The sequence below is a fragment of the Pseudomonas sp. H2_D02 genome (genome assembly GCF_054677635.1).
Window position 1 is genome coordinate 5756615 of record NZ_CP162816.1, and the last position, 19014, is coordinate 5775628.

Consider the following 19014-nt stretch of genomic DNA (forward strand, 5'->3'; position numbering starts at 1 on the left):
GCGATCTCTGTGGGAGCGAGCCTGCTCGCGAAAGCGATGGCTCAGTCACCGCCTCCGGGAAGGTCAGACTGCCTCGATCCGAAACCCGAATCGCGGAAAGTGCACATGCACAACGCCGCCGCGCTCATCTTCACGGCGCAGGATCAGTTCTTCGCGCCCGGCAAACAGCAATTCACCGACCACCGGATCGACACCATAGTCCGTCGCGGCGATGGTGACCTGCTGCCCCATCGCAAAGCCATTCGGCTCATTGAACAATTCATCCGGCAGCGCTGCTGGTGCAGTGTTCCGGGCCACGTCCAACGCCTCTTCGGAGCTCATCTCTTTCGGCGCGCCATGACCAAAGCCCAGCACCCGCGCGAGCCAAGCCGACACAGCCGGATGCTCATCCACCAACGGTGAAGTGACGGGTGTGCCCTTGAGGAACCACAGCGGATGCGCCATGGCGAAATCGGCAATCGACGGATCGCCCAGGAGGAAATCGCCCTCTTCGCGCTGCAACTGCTGCTCGAGCCGCGCCATGATCGTCGGCCACTGATGCTTGGCCTGCTCGGCAGACAGACGCGTGGTCGTGCCGCCACTGAACAACCCGGCGCGGTCGCGGATGAACGCCTTGATGGCTTCAGGCGTCAGCCTGGCAAAACGCACCGCCACCGATTCAGGCTGGAACACCAGGCTCACCGCGTGCTGGAACACCACCGAATCAGCCCACGCCGCGAAAGACGCTGCGATCATTTCACGGCCTTCAGGGAACAGCGCTGGCGAGGCCTTTTCCTGTTCCAGCCGACGGGCCATCAGCGACGTGTCGCAATAGATATCCGCGCCGATCTGCAACACCGGCGTCTTGCGATAGCCGCCCGTCAATGCCGTCAGGTCGGGCTTGGGCATCATCGGCGGGATGCTCACCGAACGCCAGGCCAGGCCCTTGAAGCCCAACAGCAGGCGGGCCTTTTCCGCGAAAGGAGATGTCGGATAATGGTGAAGGATCAGCTCTGACATGAGATTCGCCAATGCAGGTAGGAAGTCCCGCACTTTAGCGCGCCAAGAAGCAGCAGCCTACCCGCCTGATGAAGGACTATCAGTACGGTTGATCGAGCACCGTTGCACTGGCCACCAGGCATTCCTTGGCACTCTTCCTGAGCTTCTTGATCAGCCGCTCCTGGCGAAGGGCCTCGCCCTTGTCGCGACAGGCCTCGGTATACACCAGGGCCACCGCCGGGCTGGACAGAAAGAAGCGCGCGCCCTTGCCGCTCTGATGCTTGGCGAAGCGCCGCACCGGGTCATCGCTGATGCCGCAGTACAGCGAGCCGTTGGCGGCCCGCACCAGGTAGACGAACCAGGGCTTGTCCGGCTCGGTCGCCTCGGGCACGCATAGATCTGAAGATTCGTTGGCGGTCGTCACGAAATGTTCTGCAAACGTGTAAAAAACAAGCCGCGATCTTATCAGCGACTGGCCTGGAACGCCCTCAGCCCCTTCAGCGCCTGGGTCCTGACGGCGTTGCGCACCAACGGCGTCCAACCCAACAACAGGCCCTTGGTGCCCAACGCCTGGCGAGACCAGCGCCACAGATCGAAGCTGTCATGGTGCTCGCAAATCTTGCCGTCACGGAAAACGAAGCGCGCCTGGATGTCGTTGATCACAATGTTGCCGGTCTGGCTGAACAGGTAGGTCGCCACCCAGTGCGCACCGCCGCTGCGCTCGTCGCTGCGCACGTTGTCGAAGGTCAGGGAAAAGTCCTTGGCCCGGGTTGTCAGCATGCGCCACATGTCACCAGCATCGCGCCCGCGCAGTTCGCCAAACGCCGGATCGCTGAACACCACGTCATCGGTGTAGCAAGCGCTCATGGCTTCAGCGTCCAGGCGCTGGAAGGCCTGATAAAAACGGGTGATCAAGGCGTTGTGGGCATCACTCATGGGCAGGCTCCGAAACGTTTCAGTAGGCCTGCACGATAATCTGCCGCTGCGGGGAAGACCACCGTCATTCGCCATGAAAATGATATCAACGACGATCCGTGACTCGTTCGCTGACCACGCCCACATACAATGCCCGTCCAGCCCCCACGCCGGCGATGATCGCCCCCACGCCAACCAGGCCGAAGATCCAGCCCAGGGCATTCCAGCCGCCGGTCAAGTCATGGACCACGCCGACCGCGAACGGCCCCAGCGACGCCAGCGTATAACCAAAGCCCTGGGCCATGCCGGAGAGGTTGGCGGCCACATGGGCGTCCCGCGAACGCAACACGATCAGGGTGAGCGCCAGGCTGAACGTCGCGCCCTGCCCCAGCCCCAACAGGATCGCCCAGCCCCACAAACCGTCAATGGGCGCGTAGAGGCAACCGAACAAACCGCCCAGGGTCATGAGCATGACGATCACGATGGCCAGGCGCTGGTCCTTGCCACGCGTTGCCAGCCAAGGCGCACTCAGTGAACTGATCAGTTGCACGATGACCGAGCCAGACAGCACGAGCCCAGCCTCGGTCGGACTCAGCCCTCGACCGATGAGAATCGAGGGCAGCCAGCCGAACACGATGTAGGCCAGGGACGATTGAAGCCCCATGTACAAGGTCACTTGCCAGGCCAACGGATCGCGCAGCAAGCCACGGACCCGGTACGCCACTTGGTGGGCGCCGTGTTTCTGCCCCACTTGCGGCAGCCAGAACACCGCAGCAAGCAGCGCCGGGACCACCCAGAACCCCAGGCCCAAGGCCCAGTTTTCGCCGAGCTGCTCGCTCAGCGGCACCGTGGCCCCTGCCGCCATCGCGGCGCCCAGGCAAAGGGCCATGGTGTAGACACCGGTCATGGTGCCAGCCTGCTTGGCGAAGTCGCGCTTGACGATACCCGGCAACAGCACGCCGATGATCCCGATACTCGCGCCCGCCAGGATACTGCCGGCGAACAAGCCGATCTGGCCGAACGAACTGCGCAGGACGATTCCACCGGCCAACGTCAGCAAGATCCCCAGCACCACACGCTCGGCACCAAAACGCCGCGCCAGCACCGGCGCCAACGGCGCGAACAGGCCCAGGCAAAGCACCGGCAGCGTCGTCAACAAACCCGCTTGCGCAGCCGACAGCCCCAGGCTCTTTGAAACCTCGCTGAGCAGCGGCGCCATGCTCGACAGCGCCGGACGCAAATTCAACGCCACCAGGATCAACCCGAGCAACAACAGCCAGGGCCGGCGCACCAACGGGTGGTCCTGCTGGGTTTGCTCATCGTCCGCTTCGGCGTCGATCAGCAGTTCTTCGAGTTCGGCGGCGCGTTTGTGCGTCGTCACCGGGGTGCGGTCAAGCGAATCGCGGGACATGGAAAACTCTGGTTCAGGGTTCATTGATCAACTGCCGACACAGGGCCTTGGCCCGCTCCGGATCCTGTCGCTCGACGGCTTCGAGGATTTCGATGTGCAGATCGAACACGTGTTGATGGCGGGGAATGATGTTGAGGCTATGGCGCAATTGCGCGCCGATTACGCTGGAAAAATAGCGATACAGCTCGCTGAGGGCCGGGTTGTGGGCGGCATCTACCAACAGACGATGGAAGATCAGATCGCAGGCAATGTAGTGCTCCAAGTCGCCGTGGTAATGCTCGCCGCTGGTTTTCAGCGCCTGGCGCAACGCAAGCAAATCCTCATCGGTACGCCGCAGTGCCGCCAGGCCGATGGCCTCCACCTCCAGGATGTGGCGGGTTTCCCGAGCCTGTTCCAACGAACAGCGCGACAGCACCTTTAGCGTGTCCAGCGGATCGACCACTGCCCGCACGTAACTGCCGTCCCCCTGGCGAATCTCGATCAACCCGGAGAACGCCAGCACGCGCATGGCTTCCCGCACGGTGTTGCGGCTGATGCCCAGCTCGGCCACCAGCTCCGGCTCGGTGGGCAAGCGCTGGCCTACGGGCCAGACGCCGTCGCTGATGCGGCGGCGCAATTGCTCCAAGGCCTGGTCGACCAAGGAGCGCTTTATCAATGGAGAAATATCGGACATGGATTCGCCTTTTCATCCAATCATAGGATGAATTTTCTGACATGTTAGTCAGCTTCGTGTAGGACGGCAACCGCCTACGTTGTACTGGAGACAAGAAATCTGAATTTTCGATTGGATGGAATTACCCTTTTAGGGTAGTTTTAAAAACGGAGTAAATGACTTCTCTATGGAAAAGAGCACAGCCCATTACGACCTGGCAGTGGTCAAGGCCGAAACTCGCAGGCTAGGAAGCAAGGCGTTCACGCTTAGTGCGCGAGAGGGAGGACGAAGGATGTCGCTGAGTCTTGCCCAGATGCTACGGGTCATTCACTTGCTCGAATACAGGATGTTGCATAAATCGATGACTACCTATGCCGATCACCGAATCTGGCAAGACGTCTATCACGCCACATTTCAAGATAGGGAGATTTACATCAAAGTGTCTTACCGTCCCGGCGGTGGGCATCCGGTGGTTTCCTTCAAGGAGAAGAACCAGTGAAAACCCAGCAATGTGTCAGCTGCGGCAGCCACGAAGCGATGCATCACTTCAGCGGTCGTACCTTTACGGTCGACTATAAGCAGGTGGCTCGGCAAGTACACGATATCTGCGGATGGGAATGCCGGATCTGCGGTGAGATCGAATTCGATCATGACACTGACAGTGCCGAGCGTTATTCCAAAGCCAGCGACCGGTTGCTCGAAGATTACGCGCTGGCAATAGGTGCTGAGATCAAACGCATCCGGCGCAAACTGCATCTGACGCAAAAAGACGCAGTGAAGCTGTTGTCCGGAGGCGGACATAACGCTTTTTCCCGCTATGAACGCGGAGAAGTCGCCCCGGCTCAATCGCTATTCGTGCTGATGCGATTGCTTGATCGTCACCCGCATTTGATGGCCGAGGTCCATGCGCTGAGTGACGGAGCCGATTTGCAGCAACTGTTGTCGAGTCGTCATCCCGAACGCGACACGGAGGATCTGACCTACGGACAAAAATAAACCCGGACAAGTCCGGGTTTATTTCACTGCCTGACGCCGATCAATGTAGGATCTGGCTCAGGAACAGCTTGGTGCGGTCGTTCTGCGGGTTGTCGAAGAAGTCGTTCGGCGCGGCCTGTTCGACGATTTCACCCTTGTCCATGAAGATCACACGGTTGGCCACGGTGCGGGCGAAGCCCATTTCGTGGGTCACGCAGAGCATGGTCATGCCGTCTTCGGCCAGGCCGATCATGGTGTCGAGCACCTCTTTCACCATTTCCGGGTCGAGGGCCGAGGTCGGCTCGTCGAACAGCATGATCTTCGGCTTCATGCACAGGGCACGGGCGATCGCTACGCGCTGCTGCTGTCCACCGGAGAGCTGGCCCGGGTACTTGTGCGCCTGCTCTGGAATGCGAACGCGTTCCAGGTAATGCATGGCGATTTCCTCGGCCTTGCGCTTGGGCATCTTGCGAACCCACATCGGCGCCAGGGTGCAGTTCTGCAGGATCGTCAGGTGCGGGAACAGGTTGAAGTGCTGGAACACCATGCCGACTTCACGGCGGATCGCTTCGATCTGCTTGAGGTCGTTGGTCAGTTCCACGCCATCGACCACGATGCGACCCTGCTGGTGCTCTTCCAGGCGGTTGAGGCAGCGGATGGTCGTGGACTTGCCGGAACCCGACGGGCCGCACAGCACGATACGCTCGCCCTGCTTGACGTTCAGGTTGATGTCTTTCAACACGTGGAACTGGCCGTACCACTTGTTCACGCCCTGCATCTGAATAATGCCTTCAGGGCTCACAGGCTGTTTGATCGCTTCACTCATGAGTCAACTCCTAACGCTTGTGGCCAGTGTCCAGCTTGCGTTCCAAATGCATGGAATAGCGGGACATACCAAAACAGAAAATCCAGAACACCAGGGCGGCGAATACATAGCCTTCGGTGGCCATGCCCAGCCATTTCGGGTCGGCGGCAGCTTGTTTCACGCTGTTGAGCAAGTCGAACAGGCCGATGATGATCACCAGGCTCGTGTCCTTGAACAACGCGATGAAGGTGTTGACGATACCCGGGATCACCAGCTTCAGGGCTTGTGGCAGGATCACCAGGCCCATGCTGCGCCAGTAACCGAGGCCCATCGCCGCGGCCGCTTCGTATTGCCCCTTGGGAATCGCTTGCAGGCCACCGCGCACCACTTCGGCCACGTAGGCCGACTGGAACAGGATCACGCCGATCAGCGCACGCAACAGCTTGTCGAAGTTCATGCCTTCAGGCAGGAACAACGGCAGCATGACCGAGGACATGAACAGCACCGTGATCAACGGCACGCCGCGCCAGAACTCGATGAACGTCACGCAGACCACGCGGATCGCCGGCAGGTTCGAGCGACGACCCAGCGCCAGGACGATGCCCAGTGGCAAGGCGCCGGCGATGCCGACGGTGGCGATCACCAGGGTCAGCATCAGGCCGCCCCATTGGCTGGTCGCTACAGCGGCCAGGCCCAGCACGCCACCGTGCAACAGGCACCAGGCGACGATCGGGTACACCACCAGGAAACTCAGGCCGTAGATCGCCTTGCGCGGGAAGCGCGAGATGAACAGCGGCGCCACGCCGATCACGGCCAACCACACGGTGAGGTCCACGCGCCAGCGCAGCTCCGTCGGGTAGTAGCCATACATGAACTGGCCGAAGCGCTGCTGGATGAACACCCAGCAGGCGCCCTCCTTGGTGCAATCGGCGCGCGTGGTGCCTACCCAGTTGGCATCCAGGATCGCCCATTCCAGGATCGGCGGGATGATCAGGTAGATCAGGTAGAACGCGAACAGCGTCAGCAGCGTGTTGATCCAGCTGGAGAACATGTTCGCGCGCATCCATGCCATCGGCCCGAACACTTTGCTCGGTGGCGGCATATCAGGTTTGAAAGTATGGGATGTCATGCGCTTTTCCTCACCGCTCGATCAGCGCAATGCGCTTGTTGTACCAGTTCATCAGCAAGGAAATGCTGATACTGATCGCCAGGTACACGCTCATGGTGATCGCGATCACCTCGATGGCCTGGCCGGTCTGGTTCAACACCGTGCCGGCAAACAGCGAAACCATTTCCGGGTAACCGATACCGGCAGCCAGGGAAGAGTTCTTCGCCAGGTTCAGGTATTGGCTGGTCAACGGCGGGATGATCACGCGCAGGGCTTGCGGGATGATCACCTTGCGCAACGTCGGACCGTTGCGCAGCCCCAAGGAGTGAGCCGCCTCGGTCTGGCCATGGCTGACCGACTTGATACCCGAACGCACGATCTCGGCGATGAACGCCGCGGTGTACACGGTCAAGGCCAGGGTCAACGCCAGCAGCTCAGGGATCAACACCCAGCCGCCAACGAAGTTGAAGCCTTTCAGCTCCGGCATCTCCCAATGCACAGGCGCCCCGAAGATCAGCGCGCACAGCGCCGGGATCACCAGGAACAACGCCAGGCCCACCCAGAACTTGTGGAACGGCTCGCCCGTTGCTTCGAAACGCTTGTTGGCCCAGCGGGTCATCAGCACGATCGCGACAATCGCCAGCACGATGCTGATCACGAACGGCCAGAACCCGTCGGCCACCAGCGCCGTGCGGCATGTTCAGGCCTCGGCTGCTGACGAAGAAGGTGTCGCCGAAGTTGTGGGCAGCCCGTGGTCCCGGCATCGTCAAGAAGACCGCGAAATACCAGAACAGGATTTGCAACAGCGGTGGGATGTTACGAAAGACCTCCACATAGACGGTCGCCAGCTTGGAGATTATCCAGTTCTTCGACAAGCGTGCGACGCCGATGATGAACCCCAGGATGGTCGCCAGGATCACGCCAATGAAGGTTACCAGCAGAGTATTGAGCAGACCGATGACAAAGACGCGGGCATAGCTGTCCGCTTCGGTGTAGTCGATCAGGTGTTGGGCGATGCCGAAACCGGCACTGCGCTCCAGAAAGCCGAAACCGGAAGTGATGCCCCGGTGTGCAAGGTTGGTCTGCGTGTTATCGAACAGAAACCAGCCCAGCGCGATGACCGCCACGATGGTGACGATCTGAAATACCCACGCACGCACTCGTGGATCGCTGAGGCTGAGCCTCTGCTTAGGTGCGCCGATTGAATTTTGCATGAAGTGCCCCGCAAAGAATGGAACAGAACATCACCCGGTGGTTGGCCCACCGGGTGATAGAACCATCAGCGCACTGGTGGTGCGTATTGAATGCCGCCTGCGTTCCACAGAGCGTTCAGGCCGCGATCGATTTCCAGCGGAGTCTTCTTGCCCAGGTTGCGCTCGAACATTTCGCCGTAGTTACCTACTTGCTTGACGATCTTCACGACCCAGTCTTTCGGCAGCTTCAAATCTTTGCCGTATTCACCATCAGCGCCCAGCATACGAGCGACGTCTGGGTTCTTGGTGGACTTGGCTTCGGCTTCGACGTTTGCCGAAGTCACGCCTGCCTCTTCAGCGTTGAGCATGGCGTAGCCAGTCCAACGAACGATGGCCAGCCACTCGTCGTCGCCGTTACGCACGACCGGACCCAGTGGCTCCTTGGAAATGGTTTCCGGCAGCACCACGTAGTCCTTCGGCGAAGCCAGCTTGCTGCGCTGGGCGAACAGTTGGGACTTGTCGGAGGTCAGCACGTCGCAACGACCGGATTCCAGCGACTTGGCGCTTTCATCGGAGGTGTCGAAAGTGATCGGGGTGTACTTCAGGCCATTGGCGCGGAAGTAGTCGGAAACGTTCAGCTCGGTGGTGGTACCGGCCTGGATACAGATGGTTGCACCGTCCAGTTCCTTGGCGCTCTTGACGCCCAGTTTGCTGTTGGCCAGGAAGCCGATGCCGTCGTAATAGGTGATGAAGCCTGGGAATTTCAGGCCCATGCCCGCATCGCGGGAGCTGGTCATGGTGGAGTTGCGCGACAGCAGATCGATTTCGCCGGACTGCAGCGCGGTGAAGCGCTCCTTGGCGTTCAACTGGCTGAACTTGACCTTGGTTGCATCGCCGAACACTGCTGCGGCAACGGCACGGCAGAAGTCAGCATCGATACCGACGATCTTGCCGGTGGAATCAGGCACCGAGAAACCCGGCAGGCCGTCACTTACACCACATTGCACAAAACCTTTCTTCTGCACGGCATCCAGGGTTGCACCCGCCTGAGCGAACCCGCTGACACCGAGGACTGCTGCTGCAGTCACGACTGCCAGGGTGGATTTCAGTAACTTCATTCAAACCTCCAGTTTTGCTCTTGTTGTGTCGGAGCTCGAGCCCTGTCGCACCCTTTTGAGGCATTGCCGACCCTTGTTGGCTTTTTTTAGGGTCAACCGACGTCTGGGCCTTCGCTATGAGTCTATTAATGAGAGCGCCAATAAACAGTGGGGCTGCTCACTTCTCACCAATCGGCCGAACGGGCTGTAGCCCTTCACGTTCGCGAAGCCCGTAGCGGCTATTGGCGAACATCCATCACCGGATTTCTGATATCCCATGCGTCGCGTCGAGCTGATAGTGTTACCGCGCAGCGTAAGAATCATCACTCAGCTACACCCATAGCAAAGCCCGTACCACACCGCTGCGCTTGCCCCTTACTGAAGAGGTCAAGACAAAAAGTTGTAGTATTGCGACATCTAATTAACTGAGACACCAGGGCTGCACCGTAATCACGCACTGATTGAGCGCGCCCGCACATTTTTGGAGCACACCATGACCGACCCCTTGATTCTCGAGCCCTCCCGCACCGCCGATGCGTGCGTTATCTGGCTCCACGGCCTGGGCGCCGATCGTTTTGACTTCCTGCCGGTCGCAGAAATGTTGCAGGAAAGCCTGCTCACGACGCGCTTCGTTCTGCCCCAGGCACCGACCCAGCCTGTAACGATCAACGGCGGCTATGCCATGCCCAGCTGGTATGACATCCGCGCCCTGAGCCCGGCCCGAGCCATTGACGAAGATCAGTTGGAGGCCTCGGCGCAGCGAGTCATCGACCTCATCGACACCCAGCGAACCAGCGGAATAGACGCCTCGCGGATTTTCCTGGCGGGGTTTTCCCAGGGCGGCGCGGTGGTTTATCACACCGCTTTTGTGAAATGGCAGGGGCCGCTGGGGGGCGTGATCGCCCTGTCCACCTACGCGCCAACGTTCAGCGAAGAGCTGCAGTTGTCTGCCAGTCAACAACGCATCCCGGTCCTGGCGCTGCACGGGCAATACGATGAAGTGGTACTCAACCCCATGGGCAGGACCGCCCAGGAGTATTTGAAGCTCCATGGTGTCACCGTGACATGGCAGGAATACCCAATGGGCCACGAAGTGTTACCCGAGGAGATTCGCGACATCGGCACCTGGCTGGCCGAACGGCTGCGCTAAGAGGCAAATCGCCACGCCAGCGCTTTGATGATCACACTACGCCGCGCCCGTTTCTTGCATTACACTGGCCGGCGTACATTCCTTAACCAATCGATGAGATGACCGTGCTCAAAGCACTCAAGAAGATGTTCGGTAAAAGCGAGGCCGAGCAGCTCGCGCCCGTTTCCAGCGCGCCAGTCCAAGCCCAGAGCCGCACCGATGCGCAACAACCGCGCCGGACCGCTCCGCCGGTTGCGCAGGCCATGACAACGCCGACGACCTCACCCGCTGGCCAGCCTGTCGCCGTACCGGCCCAGGAAAAGCCACGTAGCGAAACGCCAAGGCCGCGCCGCGAACGCGCACCAAAACCGCCCGTCGTTGCCTGGAAGCTTGAAGATTTCGTCGTAGAACCCCAGGAAGGCAAGACCCGCTTCCACGATTTCAAGCTCGCCCCTGAACTGATGCACGCCATCCAGGACCTGGGTTTCCCCTATTGCACGCCGATCCAGGCGCAGGTGCTCGGTTACACCCTCGCCGGCAAAGACGCCATCGGCCGCGCCCAGACCGGTACAGGCAAGACCGCCGCGTTCCTGATCTCCATCATCACCCAGTTGCTCCAGACTCCGCCGCCCAAGGAACGCTACATGGGCGAACCGCGGGCATTGATCATCGCGCCGACCCGCGAACTGGTGGTACAGATCGCCAAGGACGCCGCCGACCTGACCAAGTACACCGGCCTGAACGTGATGACGTTCGTGGGCGGCATGGATTTCGACAAGCAACTCAAGCACCTCGAAGCCCGCCACTGCGACATCCTCGTGGCCACGCCCGGTCGCCTGCTGGACTTCAACCAGCGCGGCGACGTGCACCTGGACATGGTCGAGGTGATGGTGCTGGACGAAGCCGACCGCATGCTCGACATGGGCTTCATCCCGCAGGTGCGCCAGATCATTCGCCAGACCCCACCGAAAAGCGAACGCCAGACCCTGCTGTTTTCCGCCACCTTCACCGAAGACGTGATGAACCTGGCCAAGCAGTGGACCACCGATCCGGCCATCGTCGAGATCGAAGCCGAGAATGTCGCCAGCGAGAACGTCGAGCAGCATATCTACGCCGTTGCCGGTGCCGATAAGTACAAGCTGCTCTACAACCTGGTCAACGACAACGGTTGGGAGCGGGTGATGGTATTCGCCAACCGCAAGGACGAAGTACGCCGTATCGAAGAACGCCTGGTGCGCGATGGCGTCAACGCCGCCCAGCTCTCCGGCGACGTACCGCAGCACAAGCGCATCAAGACCCTCGAAGGTTTCCGCGAAGGCAAGATCCGCGTGCTGGTCGCCACCGACGTGGCCGGTCGCGGCATCCATATCGATGGCATCAGCCATGTGATCAACTTCACCTTACCGGAAGTGCCGGACGACTACGTGCATCGCATTGGCCGCACCGGTCGTGCCGGAGCCGCGGGGGTTTCGATCAGCTTCGTCGGCGAAGACGACTCCTACCAGTTGCCGTCGATCGAAGCGCTGCTGGGTCGCAAGATCAGCTGCGAGATGCCACCGACTCATCTGTTGCGACCGGTCGAGCGCAAACGGCCTTAGACGCAGAGCGTCCATTGAGGCATTCCCACGCAGAGCGCGGGAACGATCAGCGCAGCCAATACAGGCTGCGCTTTTTTTTGCCTTGGGATATTGCTCGAATAAACTAAAAGTCCATAATGGACAAATTAGTTTAACTCAGGCATCCGGAGCACACGATGACCAGCACGCCTCATGTCATGACCCAAGCCCAGGCCCGAGCGCTGCTCGAAAACGTCGATGTGCTGCAAATCCTTCGCAAGCTGTTCCGCGGTCTCGCCGCCGGGCAAGCCGTGCAGCCGCCCCAGCAATGGGTGGAGTTCCCCCAAGGCGCCGGGGATTTCATCAATTACCTGGGCGTGCTGGCTGAAGACCAGGTCTACGGTGTCAAGACATCACCTTATATCGTCCGCGAACAGGGTCCATTGGTCACCGCCTGGACGTTGCTGATGTCGATGCGCACCGGCCAACCGCTGCTGTTGTGCGATGCCGCCGAGCTGACGACGGTCCGCACCGCCGCCACCACGGCCGTCGCCGTCGACGCCCTCGCCCCACTCAAGGCCAAGCGCCTGGCAGTGATCGGCAGCGGCGCAGTGGCGCGGGCCCATGTGCAATACGTCAAGGGGCTGCGGGATTGGCAAGCCATCAGTCTCTATTCGCCGGGCCTGAAGGCCAAGTCGCCAGCAGTACTGGCCTCGCTCACCGACCTGGACCCGCGCCTGCAAATCACCGACACCCTTGAAGCGGCACTGCACGACGCCGATGTGGTGATGCTCTGCACCTCATCCGGCAAGGCAGTGCTCGACCCGCAGACACTCGGCAAACCGGCGTTGATCACATCGATCAGCACCAACGCCCCGCGCGCCCATGAAGTGCCGCCCCCGAGCCTCAACGACATGGACGTGTTCTGCGATTATCGTCAGACCACCCCGGGCTCGGCTGGCGAGATGTTGATCGCCGCTGAACAGCATGGTTGGGAATCTTCAAGCATTGTGGGTGACTTGCCCGAGCTGCTGAGCGAACGGGTGGCGCGACCGAACTTTGAACGCCATGTGTTCTTCCGTTCCATTGGGTTGGGGCTGGAGGATGTTGCGCTGGCGAATGCGCTGTATCGACTTCATAACTGAGACGCCCATTTCCCTTGTGGGAGCGAGCAGACTCGCTCCCACAGGTTCTCGGAAACTCCCGGCACTGCGCTCGACAGGAGAGCTTCATGACACAAGCAGACTTCATCATCATCGGCGGCGGCATCGCCGGTGCTTCCACCGGCTACTGGCTGGCGCCCCACGGCCGGGTCATCGTGCTTGAACGCGAATCGCACCCGGCCTACCATTCCACCGGCCGTTCGGCGGCGCTGTACACCGCCGCTTATGGCACACCACAGGTGCGCGCGCTGACCCAAGCCAGCCGGGATTTTTTCGACGCCCCGCCAACCGGCTTCTGCGAGCACCCGTTGCTCACACCGCGCGGCGAAATGACCGTTGATTTCACCGGTGACCCGGCCGAACTGAACAACCAATACCTCAGTGCCAAGGCCACGGTACCGCAGATGCAGCTGCTCAATGCCGAAGAAGCCTGCGTGCGGCTACCGATCCTGCGCCGAGATAAAGTCCATGGCGCGATCTATGACCCCACCGCCTGCGACATCGACACCGATGCGCTGCACCAGGGTTACTTGCGAGGCATTCGTCGCAGCGGCGGCGAAGTGCACACCGACAGCGAAGTGCTCGACTTGATCCGCGACGATCAAGGGCAATGGCAGGTCAGGACCGCCAGCCAGACCTTCCGCGCACCCGTGCTGGTCAACGCAGCCGGCGCCTGGGCCGACCAAGTGGCTGAGATGGCCGGCGCACGCAAGCTGGGCCTGCAACCAAAGCGGCGGGCAGCGTTCATTTTTGCCGGCCCCGAGGGCGTGGACATTCATGACTGGCCGATGCTCGTGAGCCTCGACGAATCCTTCTACATGAAACCGGACGCCGGCATGTTCCTCGGCTCACCCGCCAATGCCGACCCGGTCGAGCCCCACGACGTGCAGCCCGAAGAGCTGGACATCGCCATGGGCATCTACCAGATCGAAGAAGCCACCACGCTGACCATCCGCCGCCCGACCCGCGCCTGGGCCGGGTTGCGCAGCTTTGTGCATGACGGAGATCTGCTGGCCGGTTTTGATGTGCAGGTACCCGGTTTTTTCTGGGTCGCGGCCCAGGGCGGCTATGGCATCCAGACCTCCCCGGCCATGGGCCAGGCCAGCGCGGCGCTGGTACGCGAAGAACCGCTGCCCGACGGCCTCGCCCGTTTCGGCTTGAACGCCGCAATGCTATCGCCCGCGCGCCTGGGCTGACTTTTACCGAGGTGACGCATCGCCAAGATTGCGGCACACTCCCTCGCGCCCCTGCTCCACGGGGCGCTGACCGCCTGGAGTCTGTCATGAATGCCCCGCTAGCCGATCCGGCGCTGGATAACTTCCGCACCATCGCCGATGCCATCGCCACGCTTTTCTACCCCCACGCCGAAGTGGTGCTGCATGACCTGCGCACGCAACGGGTCGATTACATCGCCAACAACCTGTCCAAGCGCGAAATTGGCGATGACTCATCCCTGGAAGACATGCTCAGCGAAGACGTCAGCGAACGAAACATCGGGCCTTACGAGAAGTTGAATTGGGACGGGCAAAAGATCCGCAGTCTCAGCAGCGTGCTGCGAGACGCCAAGGGCCACCCATTGGCAGTCTTGTGCATCAACCTGAACATTTCGCTGTTCGAAAACGCCAAGGCGGCGCTGGACCTGTTCCTGTCACCGAACAAATTGATTGCGCAGCCCGACTCGCTGTTTCGCGATGATTGGCAGGAGCGGATCAACACCTTCCTCCACGCCTGGATGCGCGAGCGTCAATTGAGCCTGAACCTGCTGACCCGCGACCACAAACGCGAACTGGTGCTGGCGCTGCACGCCGAAGGCGCGTTCAAGGGCAAGAGCGCGTCCAACTATGTGGCCAATGTGCTGAACATGGGGCGGGCGACGGTGTACAAGCATTTGAAGGAATTGAAGGGCTGAGGTTTTGTTGCCTGGCCTGACCTCATCGCGAGCAAGCTCGCTCCCACAGGGGATCTGTGTCGGACACAAACATTGTGTATAACGAAGAGCCACTGTGGGAGCGGGCTTGCTCGCGAAGATGATTAATCAGTCACCGTAGATATCCGACTTGAAATACTTGGCCTGGATCTTCTGGTACTCGCCATTGGCCCGAATCCCATCGATGGCCTTGTTCAAATCCGCCACCAATTGAGTATTGCCCTTGCGCACCGCGATCCCGGCGCCCTCACCGACGTATTTCGGATCCTTGAGCTCCGGCCCGACAAACGCGTAACCCTTGCCGCGAGGCATCGACAGGAAGTCTTCCAGCGGGATGGTGTCTGCAAAAATCGCGTCCAGGCGCCCCGACGCCAGGTCCATGTAGATTTCTTCGTTATTGCTGTAGCGCTTGACCGTCACGCCTTTGGGCTCGAAGACTTCCGTGGCGAAACGATCCGTGGTGGTAGCGCGCTGCACACCCACGGTCTTGCCCTTGAGGCTGGCGTACTGATCATCGACTACAGCGCCTTCCTTCATCACCAGCCGCGACGAAGTGAAATAGTACTTGTGGGTGAAATCCACCGACTTCTTGCGCTCTTCGGTGATGGTCATGGACGACAGCGCCAGGTCGATCTTCTTCACCTTGAGGGACGGGATCAGCCCGTCGAACTCACCCTCGATCCACTCACACTTGACCTGCATCTGCGCGCACAAGGCGTTGCCGATGTCGTAGTCGAAACCTTCGATCTTGCCTTCCGAAGTCTTGGAGGCAAACGGTGGATAAGCCGCCTCGATGCCGATGCGCAAGGTTTTATCGGCAGCAAACAGAGTGCTGGAGGCCAACAGGCTCAAGGCCAGGCCGGTGATAAGGGGGAGTTTTTTCATGGTCGTTCTCTCGCGGGTTGTTGTTGGTTTGGCAGAGAAAGGTGAACGCGACTACTTTGTACTTATAAATCCATACTGGACTTTAATGTACATATCGTCAATTGGGGAAATAGTGGAAAGTGATGGGAGGCTGCAGGCCTCATCGCGAGCAAGCTCGCTCCCACAAGGGACCTGTGTACAACAAAGATCCAGTGTGGGAGCGAGCTTGCTCGCGATAGCGACTTATGCCTTGCGAAAAAACAACAGATTACCTACTGCTTCCAGCGATCCGCCGCTGCATGATCACTGTCCCGCCCTTCCACCCAGCGCGGGCCATCGACGGTGTTTTCCTTTTTCCAGAACGGTGCGCGGGTCTTGAGGTAGTCCATGACAAAGGCGCAGGCGTCGAACGCTGCCTGGCGATGGGCGCTGGCAGCACCGACAAAAACGATCGGCTCCCCCGGTTCCAGGGCACCAATGCGATGCAACACCTCGAGCTTGAGCAATGGCCAGCGCTGCTCGGCCTCGATGGCGATCTTGCCCAGGGCCTTCTCGGTCATGCCTGGGTAATGCTCCAGGAACATCCCGGACACATCGAGGCCGTCATTGAAGTCGCGCACGTAGCCAACAAAACTCACCACCGCTCCCACGCCGACATTCGCCGCGTGCATCGCGTTGACTTCGGTCCCGGGATCGAACGGCTCGGCCTGCACCCGAATCGCCATGGCTCAGCCTCCTGTCACAGTCGGGAAGAACGCGACTTCATCGCCGTCGGCCAAAGGCTCGTCGAGTTGGCACAGGTCTTCGTTGCGTGCGCACATCAGGTTTTGCTCGGTGAGCACCTCGGCGCCGTCACGCTGCGCGAGCAACGCACGGACGTCGTTGACCGTCGCAAAATCGCCTTCCACCTTGACCGAGTCCACGCCAAGCGCTTCGCGGTAGCGAGCAAAAAATTTCACGGTGATTTTCATGAGGCATCCGCCTGGAAATGGCCGCTCTTGCCGCCGAGCTTTTCCAGCACCCGCACGCCTTCGATGGTCATGCCACGGTCCACGGCCTTGCACATGTCGTAGATCGTCAGCGCGGCGACGCTGGCGGCGGTGAGCGCTTCCATTTCCACACCGGTCTGGCCCGACAACTTGCAACGGGCAACGATGCGTACCCGGTCCTCGCCTTCGGCATTGAGCTCGACCTTGACGCTGGTGAGCATCAGCGGATGGCAGAGCGGAATCAGGTCGCTGGTTTTCTTCGCCGCCTGGATACCGGCAATGCGCGCAACGGCGAACACATCGCCCTTGGGATGGCCGCCGCTGACGATCATTTGCAGGGTATCGGGCAACATGCGCACAAAAGCTTCAGCCGTGGCTTCACGGAACGTCACGGCCTTGTCGGTCACGTCGACCATGTTGGCGCGACCTTGGGAATCGAGATGAGTCAGCACAGGGTTACTCCTGATCAGGAGCGTCGATTGTAAACCCGTGGGTCAGATTCCGGCAGGGCTGATTGTCGCACCTGCTTCCATCTTGGATTCTGAAGTCACAGCAAAACCCTTGTGGGAGCGAGCTTGCTCGCGATGACAGTGGGTCAGGTACTTATTTTTATCTGATACACCGCTATCGCGAGCAAGCTCGCTCCCACAAGAGGTTTCGTATCGCCATAAAAAAACCAGGCGACTTGTGGTCGCCCGGTTTGGCTGGAGTTACAGGTGGGATTCAGCGTATTCGGCCAGGATCGAGCGCGGTACGCCTTGCAGGGTGATGTGGACCCCGTTGGGGAAATCCTTGAAGCGTTCGGTCAGGTAGGTCAGCCCGGAGCTGGTCGCGGACAGGTAAGGGGTGTCGATTTGTGCCAGGTTGCCCAGGCACACCACTTTGGAACCGGCGCCGGCACGGGTGATGATGGTTTTCATCTGGTGCGGGGTCAGGTTCTGGCATTCGTCGATCAGGATCAGGCTCTGCTGGAAGCTGCGGCCCCGGATGTAGTTGAGGGATTTGAACTGCAACGGCACTTTGCTGAGGATGTAGTCGACGCTGCCATGGGTACTCTCGTCGTCCATGTGCAACGCTTCGAGGTTGTCGGTAATCGCACCCAGCCACGGTTCCATTTTTTCCGCTTCGGTGCCGGGCAGGAAGCCGATCTCCTGGTCGAGGCCCTGCACGCTGCGGGTGGCGATGATGCGCCGGTAGCGCTTGCTGACCATGGTCTGTTCGATGGCGGCGGCCAAGGCCAGGATGGTCTTGCCGGAACCGGCGGCGCCGGACAGGTTGACCAGGTGGATATCCGGGTCGAGCAAGGCGAACAGCGCCAGGCTCTGGTAGATGTCCCGAGGCTTGAGGCCCCACGCCTCCTGGTGCAGCAAGGGTTCCTGATGCAAATCGAGGATCAGCAGTTTGTCGACCTGGATTTCCTTGATCCAGCCGACGAAGCCTTGTTCGTCGATGATGAATTCGTTGATGTGCACCGCCGGCAGGTTGTCGATCAGTTGCACCTGGTGCCAGGTGCGACCATGGTCCTGGCGGGTTTCGACCTTGCTCACGCGGTCCCAGAAGGAGCCGGTCATGGTGTGGTAGCCGTTGGGCAGCAGCGAAACGTCGTCGACCAGTTGGTCGGTGCTGTAGTCCTCCGCCGCGATCCCGCAGGCGCGGGCCTTGAGGCGCATGTTGATGTCTTTGGTCACCAGCACCACGGCTTGATCCTTGTTGCGCGCGTGCAGGTCGATCAACTGGTTGATGATGATGTTGTCGTTCAGGTGTTCAGGCAGCACCAGGTTGGGTTCGGTGCGCTTGCTCATCAGGATTGAAAGCAGGCCCTTGGGACCGCTTTTGCCGCGCTGGATCGGTACGCCCAGCTCGACGTCTTCGGGAGAAGCGTCGCCCAGGGTCTTGTCGATCAGGCGGATCGCCTGGCGACATTCGGCCGCTACGCTGTGATGGCCACTCTTGAGCTTGTCCAGCTCCTCAAGGACGGTCATCGGCAGGGCAACGTGGTGTTCTTCGAAATTCAGCAGCGCGTTTGGATCGTGGATCAATACGTTGGTATCGAGTACATACAGGATTGGCTGGTTGGAGGAAGGGCTACGTCCGTGGTCATCCATACTCGGTCACCTTTGTGGGGGCCATTCGACGCAATACCGTGACAGTGCTGCGCCTCGAGGTAGCCACCGAATTCACCCGCGACGATTCGGGTGAACTGCACACAAACTGGGTCTTGGAAGACGCCACCTGTGTTGCAGGTTTCGGCG

General features: G+C 60.3%; 20 protein-coding genes and 1 pseudogene. 7 read left to right on the forward strand and 14 right to left on the reverse strand.

Features of this window, described 5'->3' with window-relative positions; genetic code table 11:
* Positions 1-63: 63 nt before the first annotated feature.
* From AB4N42_RS26375 to AB4N42_RS26395, 5 genes are all read right to left on the reverse strand, one after another.
* Positions 64-999: a glutathione S-transferase family protein gene (locus tag AB4N42_RS26375; RefSeq protein WP_198796577.1), complete on the reverse strand. Its 936-nt coding sequence runs from the start codon at positions 997-999 to the stop codon at positions 64-66.
* Between the two features lie 79 nt (positions 1000-1078).
* Positions 1079-1402: a GIY-YIG nuclease family protein gene (locus tag AB4N42_RS26380; RefSeq protein ID WP_460115564.1), complete on the reverse strand. Its 324-nt coding sequence runs from the start codon at positions 1400-1402 to the stop codon at positions 1079-1081.
* A gap of 41 nt (positions 1403-1443) precedes the next feature.
* Positions 1444-1914, reverse strand: coding sequence for a nuclear transport factor 2 family protein (locus AB4N42_RS26385; protein ID WP_460115565.1), 471 nt, complete (start codon positions 1912-1914; stop codon positions 1444-1446).
* Between the two features lie 85 nt (positions 1915-1999).
* Entirely contained in the window at positions 2000-3328 is a 1329-nt protein-coding gene (locus tag AB4N42_RS26390) for a CynX/NimT family MFS transporter (RefSeq protein WP_407682748.1), read from the reverse strand.
* Complete coding sequence (locus tag AB4N42_RS26395; protein WP_198796581.1) at positions 3318-3977, reverse strand: FadR/GntR family transcriptional regulator; 660 nt, start codon at positions 3975-3977, stop codon at positions 3318-3320. Before AB4N42_RS26395 ends, AB4N42_RS26390 begins: the two co-directional genes overlap by 11 nt.
* A 166-nt stretch (positions 3978-4143) precedes the next feature.
* On the opposite strand from AB4N42_RS26395, the gene AB4N42_RS26400 reads away from it, so the two are divergent.
* Both AB4N42_RS26400 and AB4N42_RS26405 read left to right on the forward strand, forming a co-directional pair.
* Positions 4144-4455, forward strand: a complete 312-nt coding sequence (locus tag AB4N42_RS26400) for a type II toxin-antitoxin system MqsR family toxin (protein WP_334596990.1) — start codon at positions 4144-4146, stop codon at positions 4453-4455.
* Entirely contained in the window at positions 4452-4952 is a 501-nt protein-coding gene (locus AB4N42_RS26405) for a type II toxin-antitoxin system MqsA family antitoxin (protein ID WP_334596989.1), read from the forward strand. The genes AB4N42_RS26400 and AB4N42_RS26405 overlap by 4 nt, the downstream gene beginning before the upstream one ends.
* Before the next feature lie 40 nt (positions 4953-4992).
* On the opposite strand, the gene AB4N42_RS26410 is transcribed toward AB4N42_RS26405, so the two are convergent.
* From AB4N42_RS26410 to AB4N42_RS26425, 4 genes and pseudogenes are all read right to left on the reverse strand, one after another.
* A complete protein-coding gene (locus tag AB4N42_RS26410) occupies positions 4993-5757 on the reverse strand; it encodes an amino acid ABC transporter ATP-binding protein (RefSeq protein WP_003178331.1) in 765 nt (254 codons plus the stop codon).
* A gap of 10 nt (positions 5758-5767) precedes the next feature.
* Entirely contained in the window at positions 5768-6865 is a 1098-nt protein-coding gene (locus AB4N42_RS26415; RefSeq protein WP_030139632.1) for an amino acid ABC transporter permease, read from the reverse strand.
* Positions 6866-6875: 10 nt separating this feature from the next.
* A pseudogene (locus AB4N42_RS26420) lies at positions 6876-8058 on the reverse strand (amino acid ABC transporter permease).
* Positions 8059-8123: 65 nt separating this feature from the next.
* Entirely contained in the window at positions 8124-9155 is a 1032-nt protein-coding gene (locus AB4N42_RS26425) for an amino acid ABC transporter substrate-binding protein (protein ID WP_030139634.1), read from the reverse strand.
* Positions 9156-9627: 472 nt separating this feature from the next.
* Here AB4N42_RS26425 and AB4N42_RS26430 point away from each other — a divergent pair, with 472 nt between their 5' ends.
* The 5 genes from AB4N42_RS26430 (at position 9628) to AB4N42_RS26450 (ending at position 14891) form a co-directional block, all read left to right on the forward strand.
* Positions 9628-10284, forward strand: a complete 657-nt coding sequence (locus AB4N42_RS26430) for an alpha/beta hydrolase (protein WP_030139635.1) — start codon at positions 9628-9630, stop codon at positions 10282-10284.
* Between the two features lie 98 nt (positions 10285-10382).
* Positions 10383-11861, forward strand: coding sequence for an ATP-dependent RNA helicase RhlB (rhlB, locus tag AB4N42_RS26435; protein WP_460115566.1), 1479 nt, complete (start codon positions 10383-10385; stop codon positions 11859-11861).
* Positions 11862-12016: 155 nt separating this feature from the next.
* Positions 12017-12964 (forward strand): ornithine cyclodeaminase family protein, encoded by a 948-nt coding sequence (locus AB4N42_RS26440; protein ID WP_460115567.1) that lies wholly within the window; start codon positions 12017-12019, stop codon positions 12962-12964.
* Between the two features lie 86 nt (positions 12965-13050).
* Complete coding sequence (locus AB4N42_RS26445; protein ID WP_407682751.1) at positions 13051-14178, forward strand: NAD(P)/FAD-dependent oxidoreductase; 1128 nt, start codon at positions 13051-13053, stop codon at positions 14176-14178.
* 86 nt (positions 14179-14264) lie between these two features.
* Positions 14265-14891 carry a helix-turn-helix transcriptional regulator gene (locus AB4N42_RS26450; protein WP_407682752.1) on the forward strand — a complete coding sequence of 209 codons (627 nt, stop codon included), beginning with the start codon at positions 14265-14267 and terminating at the stop codon, positions 14889-14891.
* Positions 14892-15017: 126 nt separating this feature from the next.
* On the opposite strand, the gene AB4N42_RS26455 is transcribed toward AB4N42_RS26450, so the two are convergent.
* The 5 genes from AB4N42_RS26455 to AB4N42_RS26475 all read right to left on the reverse strand — a co-directional run bounded on the left by AB4N42_RS26455 (position 15018) and on the right by AB4N42_RS26475 (position 18867).
* Positions 15018-15794: an ABC transporter substrate-binding protein gene (locus tag AB4N42_RS26455; RefSeq protein WP_198796588.1), complete on the reverse strand. Its 777-nt coding sequence runs from the start codon at positions 15792-15794 to the stop codon at positions 15018-15020.
* 251 nt (positions 15795-16045) lie between these two features.
* Complete coding sequence (moaE, locus tag AB4N42_RS26460) at positions 16046-16498, reverse strand: molybdopterin synthase catalytic subunit MoaE (RefSeq protein WP_030139641.1); 453 nt, start codon at positions 16496-16498, stop codon at positions 16046-16048.
* Positions 16499-16501: 3 nt separating this feature from the next.
* Positions 16502-16744: a molybdopterin converting factor subunit 1 gene (gene moaD / locus AB4N42_RS26465; protein ID WP_030139642.1), complete on the reverse strand. Its 243-nt coding sequence runs from the start codon at positions 16742-16744 to the stop codon at positions 16502-16504.
* Positions 16741-17214, reverse strand: coding sequence for a cyclic pyranopterin monophosphate synthase MoaC (moaC, locus tag AB4N42_RS26470; protein WP_030139643.1), 474 nt, complete (start codon positions 17212-17214; stop codon positions 16741-16743). Before moaC ends, moaD begins: the two co-directional genes overlap by 4 nt.
* A 258-nt stretch (positions 17215-17472) precedes the next feature.
* On the reverse strand, positions 17473-18867 hold the full coding sequence (locus AB4N42_RS26475) for a PhoH family protein (protein WP_030139644.1): 1395 nt from the start codon (positions 18865-18867) through the stop codon (positions 17473-17475).
* Positions 18868-19014 lie beyond the last annotated feature (147 nt).